Here is a 14,554-nt window from a genome sequence, read left to right as displayed (position 1 = left end):
TCGCGCCTTCGCGGCTACAGCCAGTCCCGCCGCTTGAAGACGACATACAAGCTCACGCACACCACGGCCATCAGCAGGATCGCGAACGGATACCCGGCCGCCCAGTGCAGCTCCGGCATGCTGTCGAAGTTCATGCCGTAGATCGTCCCTACCAGCGTGGGAGCGAACAAAATCGCCGCCCACGACGAGATCTTCTTGATCTCCTCGTTCTGCTCGAACCCCGCCTCCGCCAGCGCTCGCATCTCCGCGTTCTGCTGTTGGGTGACGAGGGTGGCGTTGACGGCGAGGATGTCGGCGAGGGCGGAGCGGAAGCCGTCCACCCGCTCGCTGGTGTGGGTGACGTGGTCGGCGACGTCGCGGAGGTAGCGCTGGAGTTCGTCGTCGGTGCCGTATTTCGCGAAGCCCGCCATGAGGTTGTTGAGCATGCCCACCAGGGGACGGGTCGCGCGCTGGAACTCCACCATTTCCCGGGCGAGTTCGTAGATGCGGCGGGAGACCTCGGGGTCGCCGCTGAAGACCTCGGTCTCGATCTCGTCGATGTCGTTCTGCACGCCGGACACCACGGGGGCGTAGCCGTCGACGACCGCGTCGAGGATCGCGTAGAGGACGGCCTCCGGGCCCAGGGCCAGCAGCTCGGGGGTGGCCTCCATGCGGCGGCGGACCGCGGAGAGGTCGGGGGCCGCGCCGTGCCGGACGGTGATCACGAAGTCGGGGCCGACGAAGAGGTGGAGCTCGCCGAAGTCGACCTCCTCGGGGGCGTCCAGATAGCGGGCGGCCCGCAGCACCACGAAGAGGGTGTCGCCGTAGCGCTCCAGCTTGGGGCGCTGATGTGCCTCCAGCGCGTCCTCGACGGCCAGCTGATGGAGGTCGAACTCCTCGGCCAGCGAGAGGAGTTCGTCCTCCGAAGGCCGGTGCAGCCCGATCCAGGCCATCCCCTGCGGCTGCTCGCGCAGCTGCCGGTAGGTGTCGGCCAGCGAGGTGGGCGTGGCGGCGCGGTGGCCGTCGCGGTAGACCGCGGCGTGGACGACGCTCGAGGCGCCGCCGTCGGCGGAAGGGCCGGCGGCGGTCTCCGCCGGTGCCCGGCCGCCCGGCCCGTTGGCGCGGGTACCCGTGGGCCGCAGCCAGGAGTGCTTCTTCGGCAGGGACCGCTCGCGGCGCGGAGGGTTCTCGGGCATGGGACGCACTCCCTCTCGCTCGGCTTCGGACCGCGAACAGGATATACGGGCCAAAAGAAGCGTTCGGGGCAGGTGTGGCGGGTGAGGCCGATGTGAGCCGCGCCCAGCGCGCCCGGCCAGACGCTCACGGCCAGGCGCCCCGGCCCGGCGCCCCCAGCCGGGCACCCCCGCGCCCAGCGGCCAGGCCGCCCGGCGACCGTCAGTCCCCCACGTCGCGGCTGCGCAGATCCTCCAGCGTCTCCCGCCGTACGAGCAGCCGCGCGCGCCCCTCGGACACCGCCACGACCGGCGGCCTGCCCACCAGGTTGTACGCCGAGGCCATCGACACGTGGTACGCCCCGGCCGCCGGGACGGCCAGGATGTCGCCGGGCCGGATGTCGCCCGGCAGCTCCACGTCCTCCGCGAGGACGTCGCCCGCCTCGCAGTGCCGCCCCACCACGGTCGCGGTCCGCGCGGGCGCGCCCGAGGCCCGGCCCACCAGCCGGACGGTGTACCGCACGCCGTACAGCGCGGGCCGCGGGTTGTCGCTCATCCCGCCGTCCACGGCGACGAACGTGTGCCCACCGGTCGTCTTGACCGACAGGACGCGGTAGAGCGCCACGCCCGCCGGGCCCGCGATCCAGCGGCCCGGCTCCACCGTGAGCCGGGGCACCGGCAGGCCGAACCGGGCGCATTGCAGGGCGAGTTCACCGGTCACCCGCGCCGCGTACAGCTCCGGGTCGAGCACCGGGTCGCCGTCCCGGTAGGCGATGGCGAAGCCACCGCCGAGGTCCAGCTCGGGGAAGGTCACCCCGTGCCGGTCGCGGAGCAGGGCGAGCAGCGCGGTGAGCTTGCGGACGGCGGTGACGTACGGGCCGATGCCGGCGATCTGCGAACCGAGGTGGCAGTGCAGCCCGGCCAGTTCGAGCCGCGGCTGCGACAGGATCCGCGCCACCGCGTCCTCGGCCTCCCCGCCCGAGATGGGCAAGCCGAACTTCTGGCCCTCCACCCCGGTCCGCACGGCCGAGTGCGCGCCCGCCGCGACGCCGGGCACGACCCGCAGCAGCACCCGCTGGCGGGCGCCCGGCGGCAGCTGCGCGGCGAGCGAGGCGATCTCGCCGGTGCTGTCGATGACGATCCGGCCCACGCCCAGGCGCAGCGCGTCCCGCAGGTCGGCCGGGCTCTTGGCGTTGCCGTGCATGACGATCCGCTCGGCGGGGAAGCCGCTGAGCGCGGCGAGCTCCAGCTCGCCGGCCGAGCAGACGTCCAGGCTCAGCCCCTCCTCCTCGACCCAGCGGATCATCGCGCGGGAGAGGAACGCCTTGCCCGCGTACGCGACGTCCGCGTCCGGCAGCGCGGCCCGCCAGGCGCGGGCCCGGCCCCGCACCTCGGCCTCGTCGATGACGTACGACGGGGTGCCGAAGCGGTCGGCGACCTCCGCGAGGGAGACGCCGCCGACGGTCAGGCCGCCGGTCCGCAGCGGCTGGGTGGAGGCGGGCCACACGGGCATGCCCGAGGGGACTGTGCCGGGGCGCATGCGGTGAGGGGGAGGGACACGGGAGCCTTCTTCGTAGCGTGCGGTGCGGACGGGACGGCTTCAGTCTCCGGACGGGCCCGGACTCCCGTCCGGCAGCGTGAGCGGCCCCGTCGGGCGGGCCGGCGGGGCCGTGAGCTGCGGGTCCACGGACACGAGGTCCACCCCGAGCGGCGCCGCGAGGGCGCGCACGGCGGGCAGCGCCAGGCGGACGGAGACCTGATCGGTCCCCAGAACGTCCGAAAGCCGCCGCTCCGTGGTGAAAGCGACGGCGGTGCGAGCGCCCAGCGGCGATCGGAAGACCCGGAGGGAGAAGCCACTGGAGCAGCGCCGCACGGGTACGTAGAGCGGGAGTGCCCGGGCAGTGGCCGGGCCGGCCAAATGGTCGGGTTCCGATGGCTCTCCGTCGTCGCCCTGCGGGCTGTCGACCGCCGCGATCGCGGCTGCTTCGGAGGGGGTACGGCTCAAGTGCATGACGATCCTCGGAAGGGTGTCGGTACGGCGGGGTGGTGCCGCCGCTCGCACACGCTATGCCCGGGGGCCGGTCGCGGGAGCCGTTCATTGACAGCCTGTTGACCCCCCGTGCCGCTCCTTTGACGACCTGTTGACACGGCTGCGGCATGGGGTGTCATCGCCCACGGCCGAGGTCGCTGATGAGGGTGCGCTTTCGCCCGCCGCAGGCGCGTGACCTCCAAGCCCCCTGCACGCCCCTGCTTTACGGCAGCACTCCCGCCCGCCGGGCCGCCACCACCGCCTCCAGCCTCGTGTGCGCCCCCAGCTTCCGCATGCCCGAGCGCAGATAGCTCTTGACGGTCTCCGGCCGCAGGCCCAGCCGCTCCGCGGCCGCCGCGTTCGTCGCGCCGGAGGCCACGCACGCCAGCACGTCCACCTCGCGCGGGGACAGCTCCACGGCGGGCTCGGCGGCGCCGGGGGAGGCGGCCCGGGCCAGGCGGCCGCAGGCGGCCAGTAATTCCTGGCGCAGCCCGGGGTCCTGGACCCGCTGGGCCAGCGCGCGCAGCGACCCGTGGGCCTCGCGGACCTCCTCCCACATCGCCGGGTCCGCCGTGGTCGGCCGCTGTGCCACGGACAGCAGCTGATGGACCTCGTCCCGCACGGCGAGGGTCTGTTCGAGGTCCCGCGCCGCGTCCATCGCCGCGCTCAGCGAGCGGTCGCCGAGCGCGAGCGGCCGCCGGAGCGCGCCGTAGAGGACACCCCGCACCCGGCCCCGTACGACCACGGGCACGGCCATGACGGAACGCAGCCCCTCCGCGGCCACCGCCGCGTCGTACTCATGGCTGATGACGTGCGAGGAGTGATAGTCGGTGACGGACAGCGGCCGGCCCAGGGCGGCCGCCTTGCCGCCCAGTCCGCTGCCCGTGCGGATGGCCAGCCCGCGCAGCGCCGGTGTCGTCGTGCCGGTCATGTCCGATATCCGGAACTGCCGCGAGCTCGCCAGCAGTCCGCCGAAGGCGACCGAAAGCCCCGTGCTCCTGCGCATCCGCAGCAGAGCGGCCCGGACCTCGGCCGCCCCGTCAGGATCACCCATCACTGCCTCCCCATCCTGGATGCGAAGTCGGAATCTCCGTATCCCTGAAATGCGGCTACCCCCGTCCGGGGGTGGTGAGACTCAGATCACCGTCGCACGATGCTAACCAGCGGGCCGGTCACCCGGACCGCGAACTGGAGGACACATGACGCCCATGCAGCTGACGGACGCGGTGCGGGGCCCGGGCGGGCCCACGGCGGAGTTCCGCGCGGCGCGCGACTTCCTGCTCGCGCGGCGCACGGACTACGCGGCCGCGTACGAGGGGTTCGGCTGGCCGCGCCCGCGGGAGTTCAACTGGGCGCTGGACTGGTTCGATGTCATCGCCGAGGGCAACGACCGCACGGCGCTGTGGATCGTCGAGGAGGACGGCAGTGAGGCACGGCTGTCGTTCGACGCGCTGCGGCGCCGCTCCGACCAGGTCGCGAACTGGCTGCGCGGGCACGGTGTCCGGGCCGGCGACCGCGTCGTCGTCATGCTCGGCAACCAGACCGAGCTGTGGGAGACCGCGCTCGCCGCGATGAAGCTGCGGGCCGTCGTCATCCCCGCCACCCCGCTGCTGGGCCCGGCCGACCTCGCCGACCGGATCGAGCGCGGCCGGGCGGCGCACGTGCTCGTACGGGCAGAGGACACCGGCAAGTTCGACGGCGTGCCCGGCGACTACACCCGGATCGCCGTCGGCGGTACCACCGCCCCGGGCTGGCTCGCCTACGAGGACTCCGCGACCGCCGCCGGGACCTTCACCCCCGACGGGCCGACCCGCGCCGACGACACGCTGCTGCTCTATTTCACCTCGGGCACCACCGCCCGCCCCAAGCTGGTGGAGCACAGCCACATCTCGTACCCCATCGGCCACTTGTCGACCATGTACTGGATCGGGCTGCGCCCCGGCGATGTCCATCTCAACATCTCCTCGCCCGGCTGGGCCAAGCACGCGTGGTCCAACCTCTTCGCGCCGTGGAACGCCGAGGCCACCGTCTTCGTGCACAACTACACCCGCTTCGACGCGGCCCGGCTGATGGCGGAGATGGACCGCTGCGGGGTCACCAGCTTCTGCGCGCCGCCCACGGTCTGGCGCATGCTCATCCAGGCCGACCTGGGCGCCCTGCGCACCCCGCCGCGCGAGGTGGTCGCGGCGGGGGAGCCGCTCAACCCCGAGGTGATCGAGACCGTGCGGCGGACGTGGGGCGTCACGATCCGGGACGGCTTCGGGCAGACGGAGACCTCCGTCCAGGTCGCCAACCCGCCCGGCCAGCCGCTCAAGACCGGCTCCATGGGCCGCCCCAGCCCCGGCTTCACGGTCGTCCTCCTCGACCCCCTCACCGGCCTCCCGGCCGACGAGGGCGAGATCGCCCTCGACCTGCGCGAGCGGCCCGTCGGCCTGATGACCGGCTACGCGGGCGACCCGGAGCGCACGGCCGAGGTGATGGGGGGCGGCTACTACCGCACCGGGGACATCGGCTCGCGCGACGCCGATGGGTATATCACCTATGTGGGCCGCAGCGACGACGTGTTCAAGTCATCAAGATCAACGACAATACCTTTCCTAATGGAGATTGCCGCCTGACCTGCGCAAACGTGCATGCCATCCTTCGGCAGGGGGCATGCTCCAGGCCCCACCGCAAGGTAACGGGGCCTGGAGCACACCACATACAGGAGAGAACCGTGCGTACGCCCATGATGATCGCGGACTTCCTTGACCGTGCAGAGCTGGGGTTCCGCCACCACCCAGGGGTGATCGACGAGCCGCGCCAACCAGCCCCTCCCGTCTCCGATACGACGTACGGTCAGTTCGCGGACCGCGTGCGCGCCTGGCAGGCTGGACTGGATGCGCTTGGTGTGGGAGAGGGCGAGAGAGTCGCCGTCGTGAGCCACAACTCCTCACGCCTGCTGGAACTGCTATTCGCCGTGCCGATGAGCGGGCGTATTTGCGTGCCACTTAACTTCAGGCTCAAGCCCGAAGAGGTCGCCTACACCGTCAGGCAAAGTGGCGCCTCCATTCTACTCATCGACCCGGAGCTCGACAGCGCACTATCGAGTGTCACCGCGCGCCACCGGTTCGTCCTCGGCTCACAGACTGAAACCGAGCTCATGCGACCTGGAGTTGAGCCCAGAGCGTGGTCAAACCCTGACGAAGATGCCACGGCGACCATTAACTACACCTCAGGCACGACAGCCCGCCCAAAAGGAGTCCAGCTGACCCACCGAAACATCTGGGTCAACGGACTGACGTTCGGATTGCACACCCGTGCATGGGAGCAAGACGTCTACCTACACACCTTGCCTCTCTTCCACTGCAACGGCTGGGGAATGCCATACCTAATGGCGGGGCTCGGTGCCAAGCAGGTGATTCTGCGCAAGGTTGATGGAGCAGAGATTCTGCGCCGGGTTGAAGAGCACGGGGTCACCCTGATGTGCGGAGCGCCCGCAGTGTGGAAGGCCGTACTGGACGCAGCAGGAAGCTGGGTTGGGGAGATCCCTGGACGGGACCGTGTGAGGATCATCTGTGCCGGGGCACCGCCACCCAGCACTCTGATTCAGCGAGTAGGTGAAGAGCTTGGCTGGGAGTTCACGCAGATCTACGGCCTTACCGAGACTGCGCCCCTCCTCACCTTCAACCGTGCCCATTCTTCCGATGTGGAATTGCCAGGCCATCAAAAGGCCCAAAAGATGTCCAGGGCGGGTCTTCCAGCGCTGGGCGTGAAGGTTAAGATTTCTGACTCTGGCGAGGTGCTGGCTAAGTCGAACACCGTGCTCGATGGCTACTGGGAAAAACCTGAGGAGACATCAGTAGCCATGCAAGGGGGATGGTTCCATACCGGTGATGGTGGAGCGATCGACAAGGAAGACGGTCATCTGACGATTCTTGATCGTAAGAAGGATGTCATCATCACTGGCGGAGAGAATGTCTCGTCGATCGAAGTCGAAGATGTCATCTTCAGTCATCCAGCCGTCGCTGAGGTTGCCGTTATCGGTGTGCCTCACGAAAAATGGGGCGAAACGATTATGGCCCTCGTAGTGCTCGCGGAAGGGGCATCCGCGAGCGAGGGTGAGATTATCACTCACTGCAAGGAGCGGATCGCAGGTTATAAGGCTCCGACTACAGTAGAGTTCCGCGAATCGATCCCTCGAACGGCGACCGGTAAAATTCAAAAGTTCAAGCTTCGCGAGCCGTACTGGTCGGCCCTGGGAAGAGCGGTGAATTGATTAAGGTAGTAGCTCTCGCGGGCCATCGCGTACGAGACACGGGTGGCGACGCGCTTCAGCGAAGTGAACTTTAAGTTCACGATCGAGCTAGCCGTCTGACCTGCGGAAACGCGGAACAGGCGGCTGAGGCCCCCTCGGGCACCACCAGTGGTGGGCCATCGAAGGGGCCTCAGCTGTATCTAGAGCTGCTCAGTGAAGGAGCGAGGCGTCAGTCTCGTCGAGCGTCACCATGCCATCGAGCACGGCCCGGAGGACATCGGCCACAGGGCCGCCGTCGAGCTGCCTAACCGTGTCAGGGAGCTGTTCCAACAGGGCCATCGGCAGGTCCAATTCGACGCGCACCAAGCCGTGCTCGGCAAGCTCTGCGATCTCTGTGCGGGTTCGGGCCGCTTCCGTCTTGACCAGTTCACCCATCACTCTGAGCCTGTGCTGATTGTCCGCAGACGTAAGGTCAGTACCGCTGTTGGCCTCGTAAAGGTGTACCCCACGGTCTTCAGCGAACCATGCCAGCTGCAACAGCTGGCTTTCGCGACGCCCATACGTCTCCTCCTTGGCAGCTACCAAGAGGTCGTAGTTGCCCGATGCGATAGCCTCCATGAGGACTTCATCGGCAGGGCGTTCACTGTCGGTCAGCGTATCGACCACGAATGCGTTGTTAGCCTCAGCCCACTTCGTGCATCGGGCGACCTGGACGGCCATGCTCTTGTCTGCGCCCCATTCGCTGGCGTTTCTAACCTTGCAGTAGATCGCTGCGCGCTTCTTCTCGGTCATCTGGCCCCTCCTTGGGGTTTACCGGTCTAGGTAGGCGGCCAGGAGTAGTTCCGACTCCTGGGAGAGTGTGACGGCACGGAGCCAGTCGCCATCACGGTAGGTCAGGCTGCCGCGTACATCGTCGACGGCCGGGTGGTAGTCCCCACGGGAGATGCCGGAAAGGTTCTCAAGCCGCAGACTCTCGCGGGACATCAGTGAGAACATAAGGGGCGCGGCTAGGTTCACTGTTGGGTCCGCGAGCGCCGCGTTCACGAGGGCGCGAACCTCCTCCGCTGTCATCAGCCTCTGTCGCCTGGCCATGCGGTCCCCCTTCTCGTTCACTAGGCTTCCTCGATCATGGCTGTCTCAACGTCCTTAACGCGCAGTGCATTGACCTCCCGGATCCTCGCACGGGCATGGTCAAGTTGGGCCTGGAAGTGCTCGCGAATCTCCTGCTTCGCCCCCGTGAAGGTTTGGAGGCTTTCGTAGCTCCGAGCTTCATCCTTGTGCCGGACCTGAGGGAAGTGCGGATCTGACCAGTCCACCCAGTAGAGCTTGTGCTTGTCACTCATTCCCCTTTACCCCTCTCATGCGAAAGCCCCTCTCCGCCTGTGGAGAGGGGCCTCAGTCGTACCTAGGAGCTGATCAGTCGTCCTCGTCGTCCGCGAAGTACACGGGAACGTTCAGTCCGATCGCCAGCGGGAACTGCAACTCCTCCACGGTCAGGTACGCCACGTGGCCCCCGATTACCGCACGCGTGAAAGTCACGACGATGGAGCGCTCTCCCGTGGGATTTCCAGCTTCGTCCCCTCGTCCAACGTGTTCAAGTCCTCGCCCCGGACGAACTCAGGCGCCACGGAGTCCTCCCCGTAGTTGCCGGTGATGTACCTGTCCAGACCCTGCATCTCAGTTCCTTCCCTGTACTGTCCGGCTCGGGCGAGCAGAGACTTCACGACTTCGGCCAGCAGCCTTGGTGTAGATCGCTACACGTTTCTGCTCGGTCACTCCGCTTCCTCCCGCAGATGCTCTGGCAGTTCGAGGCTCCAGCCCTGGCCATCCGGATTCAGAATGTCGGCAGCCGCCGCGTACACCGCCCGGGAGGTCGTGCCGTCCTTCGGAGGAGTTGTCTTCGGGGCGCGGTCCGACATCTTCTGCATCAGCTCACTGTCCAGCCGTGCCTGCTCACGCCGCGTCTCCTGGACGACCTGTTCCAGCAGACCCAGCATGGTCTCGGCCGAGTCCTCCGGCACGGCCACGCGAATCCTCTGTTCCAACTGCGCCCGTGCGTCTGTCACCTGTGTTCTCCCCACGAATCCAGATTTGGTGTTGCTGTCCGGCACCAGTTCGTACACGAACTTCTCTCTATCGACAGGGGCCAGGTACCCGGCCTCTGCGAGAGTTGCAAGATCTTTGTTGAGGTCCGCTTGGTGATAACTCCCGTTATCGCCGTTCACAGTGGCGAGTGCTCCCCGTGCCCGTTTCCAATTCCATCTACCCCCGGATTCTCGGATGAGGGCGAGCAGCTGCGTTCGCCTGTGCGGGGGCTTTTGTGGAGGAGGCCCGGGTGATTCAACAAAGTCAGCGCCGGTACAGTCGATTCCGGCCAGCTTCTCCAGTCGGGCGACTCGCTCCTTCAGAGTCATCGCCGACTCCTTGACTGGCTCGCGCATCGCTGACGCGGTTCCCCATCCGTTGGCGCGGTCAACCCACTCCTGGCAGATGCCCTGGAGCCACTCTGGCGCCTCCTCGGTGGCTGCGAACAAGGTGGAGTACTCGCGGGTCGTAGTGACCTTCCCGTCCCTGACCTTGGGGCCCCAGACAGCGACGCTCGACACGCACCAGATCCGCGCCCGGTTGCGTATGAGGGTGATTGTCGCGGCCCTCGGCCGGACCATGTCGAACCCGGGCCCCCGGGTGTCCGGAGTGGGGTCGACCAGCTCGATGGGGATCACCCATCGTGCGTTGTCCGTGACGCGGTACTTGGTCCCGTTAGGCGATACGGGGTCTGGCAACGTACCCAGCTCCCAGCCCTTGTCCGTCAAGCTCTGCGCTCCCCCCTGCATGGCCTGGTGAGCGATGCCCATATCGACGAGCCGCGTGAGCACCGCCTCGGGGGAGCCGTAGAAGTAACCCGTGGCCGTGCGCACCGCGCGCTCGAATGCCTCGCGCATCTCCGCGTCCATACCGGTCATCGTCCGATCATCCGCCACCGTTGCAGGATCCTCTGCCTTCGGCATGTCCGCATCCCAGCCCTCGTCCGTCAGGTAGTACAGGCCATTTTGGCCCGAGGCTATCGATCGCTGGCCCGCGTAACGCTTGTCAACTCATGCCCGTACTTGGCCTCGAAGAGCAGGACGCCTGCTTCGGTAGCGACGTCGGTGACCTCGCGCTGCTGCTCGTCAGTTGCTCCGTAGATGTCGTTCTCAGCGGCGACCAGGGCGCGGTGCTTCTTGGAGCGGATCAGGTACAGGAGCCGTGTGTGGGCTTGCTCCTCCGGAAGCTCCGAATAGTCCTTCTCCACTACGTACCCATTACGCTCGGCCCAGTCGTGGCACGTTCTCTGCTGGGATATGAGGGATGTACCAACATCTTCGATGGTAAGCGCCTTCAGGTAGACTGCCACGGTTTTCTTCTCAGCCACTTGAGGGCTCCTAGTCCTGGATGATCTTTTCTTTGCGGATGCCGTTGCCGTCTGCATATAGGGTTCCGAGGTCGCCGAACCATGCGCTGGCGATGAAGTCGTCCGGACTCCAGGGGACAGGCGGGTCGGTGCGCTGCGAAAGTCCGGCAGTGAGCCACGCTCCCAGTCCTTTGAGCGCGATCTTCTCGGTAAGACCGTGCTCAGTCTTGATCGTCATGCGCCCGCCGCCCAGCTTTAGCCAGCCGGGGCCTTTCGGGTTGCGTACCCAGATTGAAACTAAAGTTTCCACTTGTTCTCCTCGGGCACTGGTCCTCCGGGCCGTCGTCGTAGACTTTTTACTTGTCACTCAGTCTCGGGCCCGATATTTGCCCCTATCCGCATCAGCCCTCCTGGCTGAGAGTATTCACGGGGTCCACGCCTCAGGGATATTGGTCAGCTTGATCTCGCCCAGGGTGAATTCATACCGCGCGTAGCTGGGGCGGGGGAAGTCGTCGATCTGCTCCTGGAACACCGTCCACGGCTTGCAGAACGAACAGAACGTCACCCGCATGTTCTTGCCGCCAGTGTCGTATCCCGACCGGGTCCACTCAACGGGAGACTTCAGCCGCTCCCAGGCTTCACCGGCCCGCAGCCCCTCGTCGTTGCCCATCTGGTTTGGGCGACGCTTGCAGGTCATCAGGTGCACCCGGGCGACGTGGTCGGCCTTGTTCCTGGTGTGCAGCTTCTTCGGCTTGTACAGGGCGATCACGCGCGGGCCGTGGATGGCGTCGAGTTGCTCTTGCTTCTCGGCCTCCTTCTTCGCCATGTATTCCTTGGCGGCGGTGCTGTGAGCGTGGAGTTTGGTAGCCAGCTCCGCCGTGCGGGCCTTGAGCGTGGCATCAACCGGAGCCCACGGCTTCATCGCCTCAGCGAGGTCTGCCAATGCCTCCCGTGCGGCGGCTTCGTACGTTGTCCGGGCCTCCTCCAGCCGGGCCCGGAAAGCTTGCTGCGCCTCTTCCATGCTGGCCCAGGCGGCGCGCCATTGGGCCATCTCCTGTGGCGTCGCCTCCACACACTCCCCGGACTTCACGAAGTGAGGCGGCTCGTTGCCAAAGGCATAGACGGTTAGCTCGTCCACGTCGTCTACGGTTTCGCCAGGCGGGTAGAAAGGGAGAAGTGTGTCAGGGATTTTGGGCGGCTCAGGGGCGAGGTTCTCCAAGTCGGCCCAATCGTAGTGATCGTTGGAGAGGCTGTATACGTATCTCTCATCCAGTTCGCTCTCGTTCACTGTTCCTCCTGGCTGTCGCGGTGCTGCTGGAGCATGTGCTCCTTTTCAGCTGTGAGCTTCTCCATGTCTATCCCGAAGTATTGGGCTAGGAGTTTGCTCACCGCAGAGTCCCCGGGTGGTACATAGACCGTTGGGTCATCCATGTCACGGTCGTCGAGCCGTACTTCTCGGCAGAGCCGGAAGTCGGTCCTGTCTTCCATCCAGGAGATGAACTCGTAGATTTCATGGGACAGTTCCTTGATTTGGTCGAGCTTGTCGTGCTCGGGATATCTGCTCACTGGTTCCTCGCAGACATTGCTGTGCCCTTTTTGGGGCACGTACCGTGATGACTTTCTCGCCATTGCTGAAGCTACTCGTCATCCATGTCCCATGCTGCATCCTCGTCATCGGACTCGAACGCGGCTCTGTCCGCCTCAGTGAGGTACTCCAGGTTGGCCTTCTCGATGTACCGGTTATCCCACACGTCACGCTTGACGATGTCTTCGGACCAGTTGCCGTGGAAGCCGCATCGCTCACCGTAGAAGTCGGTGAACAGCTTCATCTGGGGGAGGTTGACGGGGGTGATCTCCGGCCAGATGTCTGTCCAGCCCACGTCCCAGCGCGCGTCCGAACACCACTTCCTCATCTGCTCGACAGCGTCGCCGTGATGGATGTGAACGCGGGGATCATTCTGGTAGTGCGGACCAAGCAGCTCGATCACTCGGTCGTCGGCCTCCACCACGTCCACGTGCTTGACGTGGTCGTAGCTGAGCGCGGCGGCCAGCACCATGCCGATCCCAAGACCGTTGATGACCACGCGCTCAGCTTTGGTGTGTCCGATTACCATGACCGGCTCAGCGTGGTCCTGCCGTTCAGCTGTGGTGTCTGACATCCAGACCTGATCGCCCTCGCTCAGGCGCGTATACCAGCCAGGTTGGGGGGCGCGGTTGTCTCTCAGCATTCGGACGTATTCCAGGGGCGAGATGATGTCCTCGCGTCTCTCGTCCGCGTCAGTCCAGTCGTCGGGATCCTTGACCTCGAATTTCGTGATCTTCATCCCCCGGACCTCGCCCACTGGAATATCGACCTTCATGCGGTCGTAGATGTCCAACCAAGTCACTTTCTCCCTATCCTTCCATTTAGAGCCGAGCGGCTCCTCACCAATGTCGATGCCGCGACCGTCATTTAGGCGCGCCTTCTCCATGCGATCCCAGACGTTCTCCCGGTCGATCGGGCTCTCGTTGTACCAGCCTTCAACGACTCCCTGGCGATTTCCAGAACTTCTTCGGTAACGTCGTCAGCCGTGACGACCTTGCAGTCCTCAGGCCCGCTCACTGGCTCTCCATGTCGATCTTCTGCTGGATCCGACTGCGCAGGTTGGCGTAGATTTCGGGCTCTTCGGCGGCGTTCACTACTTTACTGGCGAGATAATCCGCTCGGGCGTGGCCGCTGGAGAGAAGTATTTCCAGCACCCATTCAGTCTCCAGAGGGGTGAAGAATGGCTGAGTGTCAGGGGTTACTGCTCGCTGCTCCACGATCCGCTGAGCTGGAAACAGGTCTCGCTTCTCTGCGGGAGCTGCTGGCTCGGGTGACGTTGAGATAGGGTGGCGCTTCTCGTCAAAGAGGAAGTCCTGTACCTCGGCACGACTTGACCCTTGCCCCATTGTTCCGTCGGGCTTGACCCACCAGAATTTTCGGGTGCCAGTAGTGAATGTAATTCCCTTAAAGGATTCACCGGAACCCGCTCTTTCGAAGCGGTATGCACGAGGGTGCAGCTGAGTGGCGAGCCTTTGCAGAGTTCCGGGAGGTAGAACTATCGGTTCACCAAGGTCGGCGAACTTGCGTTCCAGAGCCTCGATGATCTCCTGCTGGGCCTGGGCATCTCGAAGACTGGCTGTCTCCTGCTTAGCGTTGCGGGCGATGCCTTCAGGAGTAGTGCATCGGCGCCCGCGTTCTACGTAAACGCGCACCTCTCGGAGATCCTTCGCATATTGCACTCGGGCTCTAACTAAGCGGTTACGCAGTTCCGTCAGGTCGTCAGGGAGATCCTTCATGTAGGCCATGGTGTTTTCTTCGCTGCTTGCCACGCTATGTTGTTTCCTGCCCTAGCTTGTCGTAGTGCTCGGAGTACGTGAACTGGGATCCTACCGACGGCAGCCCGCCCCTTTCCCAGGAATCGGGAGACTGAAGGGGCAGACGGGGATATCCGGAGGTTCATCAGTGTCCTCCCAACTCCAGCGTCGGTACACGGCCACCGAGCGCCGTGAGGCCGCCGCCCGGGTGGTCCGTGAGCGCGGGCTGCTCGCCGACGTCTGAGCGAGGTACCAAAGTGATAGGCATGCTTTACGTACCCTCTCGCGCTCGTTCTGGAGTCCGCATGTCTCCTGTCATCTGCTTCAGCTGCATCAACATTTGTCTGAGCGCAGTGCTTCTTGCGTCCTTTTGCGGGCGCATTGCGCACGTTCGCTACTACGGCGCG

The 14,554-nt window shown here is 65.7% G+C and carries 16 protein-coding genes and 1 pseudogene; 2 read left to right on the top strand and 15 right to left on the bottom strand.

Going from position 1 to position 14,554, the window contains the following annotated elements; translation table 11 throughout:
- Positions 1-14: 14 nt before the first annotated feature.
- The 4 genes from ACH427_RS04625 to ACH427_RS04610 form a co-directional block, all read right to left on the bottom strand.
- Complete coding sequence (locus ACH427_RS04625; RefSeq protein WP_398867902.1) at positions 15-1,175, bottom strand: magnesium and cobalt transport protein CorA; 1,161 nt, start codon at positions 1,173-1,175, stop codon at positions 15-17.
- 199 nt (positions 1,176-1,374) lie between these two features.
- A complete protein-coding gene (lysA, locus tag ACH427_RS04620) occupies positions 1,375-2,664 on the bottom strand; it encodes a diaminopimelate decarboxylase (protein WP_398867901.1) in 1,290 nt (429 codons plus the stop codon).
- 87 nt (positions 2,665-2,751) lie between these two features.
- Positions 2,752-3,156, bottom strand: a complete 405-nt coding sequence (locus ACH427_RS04615; RefSeq protein WP_398867900.1) for an SAV_915 family protein — start codon at positions 3,154-3,156, stop codon at positions 2,752-2,754.
- A gap of 247 nt (positions 3,157-3,403) precedes the next feature.
- The gene (locus ACH427_RS04610) at positions 3,404-4,234 is read right to left on the bottom strand and encodes a response regulator transcription factor (RefSeq protein WP_398867899.1); all 831 of its coding nucleotides are present in this window, start codon (positions 4,232-4,234) and stop codon (positions 3,404-3,406) included.
- Positions 4,235-4,388: 154 nt separating this feature from the next.
- Between ACH427_RS04610 and ACH427_RS04605 the strand changes: the two are divergent.
- Positions 4,389-5,792 (top strand): annotated as a pseudogene (locus ACH427_RS04605) (AMP-binding protein); the annotation flags it as partial.
- Between the two features lie 104 nt (positions 5,793-5,896).
- On the top strand, positions 5,897-7,438 hold the full coding sequence (locus tag ACH427_RS04600) for an AMP-binding protein (protein WP_398867898.1): 1,542 nt from the start codon (positions 5,897-5,899) through the stop codon (positions 7,436-7,438).
- A 189-nt stretch (positions 7,439-7,627) separates the two neighbouring features.
- On the opposite strand, the gene ACH427_RS04595 is transcribed toward ACH427_RS04600, so the two are convergent.
- From ACH427_RS04595 to ACH427_RS04545, 11 genes are all read right to left on the bottom strand, one after another.
- Complete coding sequence (locus tag ACH427_RS04595; protein WP_398867897.1) at positions 7,628-8,209, bottom strand: recombinase family protein; 582 nt, start codon at positions 8,207-8,209, stop codon at positions 7,628-7,630.
- Between the two features lie 18 nt (positions 8,210-8,227).
- Entirely contained in the window at positions 8,228-8,530 is a 303-nt protein-coding gene (locus ACH427_RS04590) for a hypothetical protein (RefSeq protein ID WP_398867896.1), read from the bottom strand.
- On the bottom strand, positions 8,530-8,760 hold the full coding sequence (locus tag ACH427_RS04585; RefSeq protein ID WP_398867895.1) for a hypothetical protein: 231 nt from the start codon (positions 8,758-8,760) through the stop codon (positions 8,530-8,532). Before ACH427_RS04585 ends, ACH427_RS04590 begins: the two co-directional genes overlap by 1 nt.
- A gap of 192 nt (positions 8,761-8,952) precedes the next feature.
- Positions 8,953-9,093: a hypothetical protein gene (locus ACH427_RS04580; RefSeq protein ID WP_398867894.1), complete on the bottom strand. Its 141-nt coding sequence runs from the start codon at positions 9,091-9,093 to the stop codon at positions 8,953-8,955.
- 96 nt (positions 9,094-9,189) lie between these two features.
- Complete coding sequence (locus ACH427_RS04575; protein WP_398867893.1) at positions 9,190-10,425, bottom strand: hypothetical protein; 1,236 nt, start codon at positions 10,423-10,425, stop codon at positions 9,190-9,192.
- A gap of 53 nt (positions 10,426-10,478) precedes the next feature.
- The gene (locus ACH427_RS04570; RefSeq protein ID WP_398867892.1) at positions 10,479-10,829 is read right to left on the bottom strand and encodes a recombinase family protein; all 351 of its coding nucleotides are present in this window, start codon (positions 10,827-10,829) and stop codon (positions 10,479-10,481) included.
- Between the two features lie 10 nt (positions 10,830-10,839).
- Positions 10,840-11,118, bottom strand: coding sequence for a hypothetical protein (locus tag ACH427_RS04565; protein ID WP_398867891.1), 279 nt, complete (start codon positions 11,116-11,118; stop codon positions 10,840-10,842).
- Positions 11,119-11,232: 114 nt separating this feature from the next.
- A complete protein-coding gene (locus ACH427_RS04560) occupies positions 11,233-12,096 on the bottom strand; it encodes a hypothetical protein (protein ID WP_398867890.1) in 864 nt (287 codons plus the stop codon).
- On the bottom strand, positions 12,093-12,374 hold the full coding sequence (locus tag ACH427_RS04555) for a hypothetical protein (protein WP_398867889.1): 282 nt from the start codon (positions 12,372-12,374) through the stop codon (positions 12,093-12,095). Before ACH427_RS04555 ends, ACH427_RS04560 begins: the two co-directional genes overlap by 4 nt.
- Positions 12,375-12,445: 71 nt before the next feature.
- Positions 12,446-13,279 (bottom strand): hypothetical protein, encoded by an 834-nt coding sequence (locus tag ACH427_RS04550; protein WP_398867888.1) that lies wholly within the window; start codon positions 13,277-13,279, stop codon positions 12,446-12,448.
- Between the two features lie 127 nt (positions 13,280-13,406).
- Positions 13,407-14,162, bottom strand: a complete 756-nt coding sequence (locus ACH427_RS04545; protein ID WP_398867887.1) for a hypothetical protein — start codon at positions 14,160-14,162, stop codon at positions 13,407-13,409.
- Positions 14,163-14,554: the final 392 nt, after the last annotated feature.

The sequence above is a fragment of the Streptomyces sp. NPDC020379 genome (assembly GCF_044387105.1).
Lineage (GTDB): Bacteria > Actinomycetota > Actinomycetes > Streptomycetales > Streptomycetaceae > Streptomyces.
The sequence above is the reverse complement of the archived record's forward strand: the minus strand, read 5'-3'. Positions and strand labels throughout refer to the sequence as shown.

What these genes read in the sequence shown, in the direction of transcription:
- ACH427_RS04575 (WP_398867893.1), bottom strand. Translation starts at nt 10,425, where the DNA reads ATGCCGAAGGCAGAGGATCCTGCAACGGTGGCGGATGATCGGACGATG.
- ACH427_RS04585 (WP_398867895.1), bottom strand. Translation starts at nt 8,760, where the DNA reads ATGAGTGACAAGCACAAGCTCTACTGGGTGGACTGGTCAGATCCGCAC.
- ACH427_RS04595 (WP_398867897.1), bottom strand. Translation starts at nt 8,209, where the DNA reads ATGACCGAGAAGAAGCGCGCAGCGATCTACTGCAAGGTTAGAAACGCC.
- lysA (WP_398867901.1), bottom strand. Translation starts at nt 2,664, where the DNA reads ATGCCCGTGTGGCCCGCCTCCACCCAGCCGCTGCGGACCGGCGGCCTG.
- ACH427_RS04580 (WP_398867894.1), bottom strand. Translation starts at nt 9,093, where the DNA reads ATGCAGGGTCTGGACAGGTACATCACCGGCAACTACGGGGAGGACTCC.
- ACH427_RS04625 (WP_398867902.1), bottom strand. Translation starts at nt 1,175, where the DNA reads ATGCCCGAGAACCCTCCGCGCCGCGAGCGGTCCCTGCCGAAGAAGCAC.
- ACH427_RS04550 (WP_398867888.1), bottom strand. Translation starts at nt 13,279, where the DNA reads ATGGAGAAGGCGCGCCTAAATGACGGTCGCGGCATCGACATTGGTGAG.
- ACH427_RS04610 (WP_398867899.1), bottom strand. Translation starts at nt 4,234, where the DNA reads ATGGGTGATCCTGACGGGGCGGCCGAGGTCCGGGCCGCTCTGCTGCGG.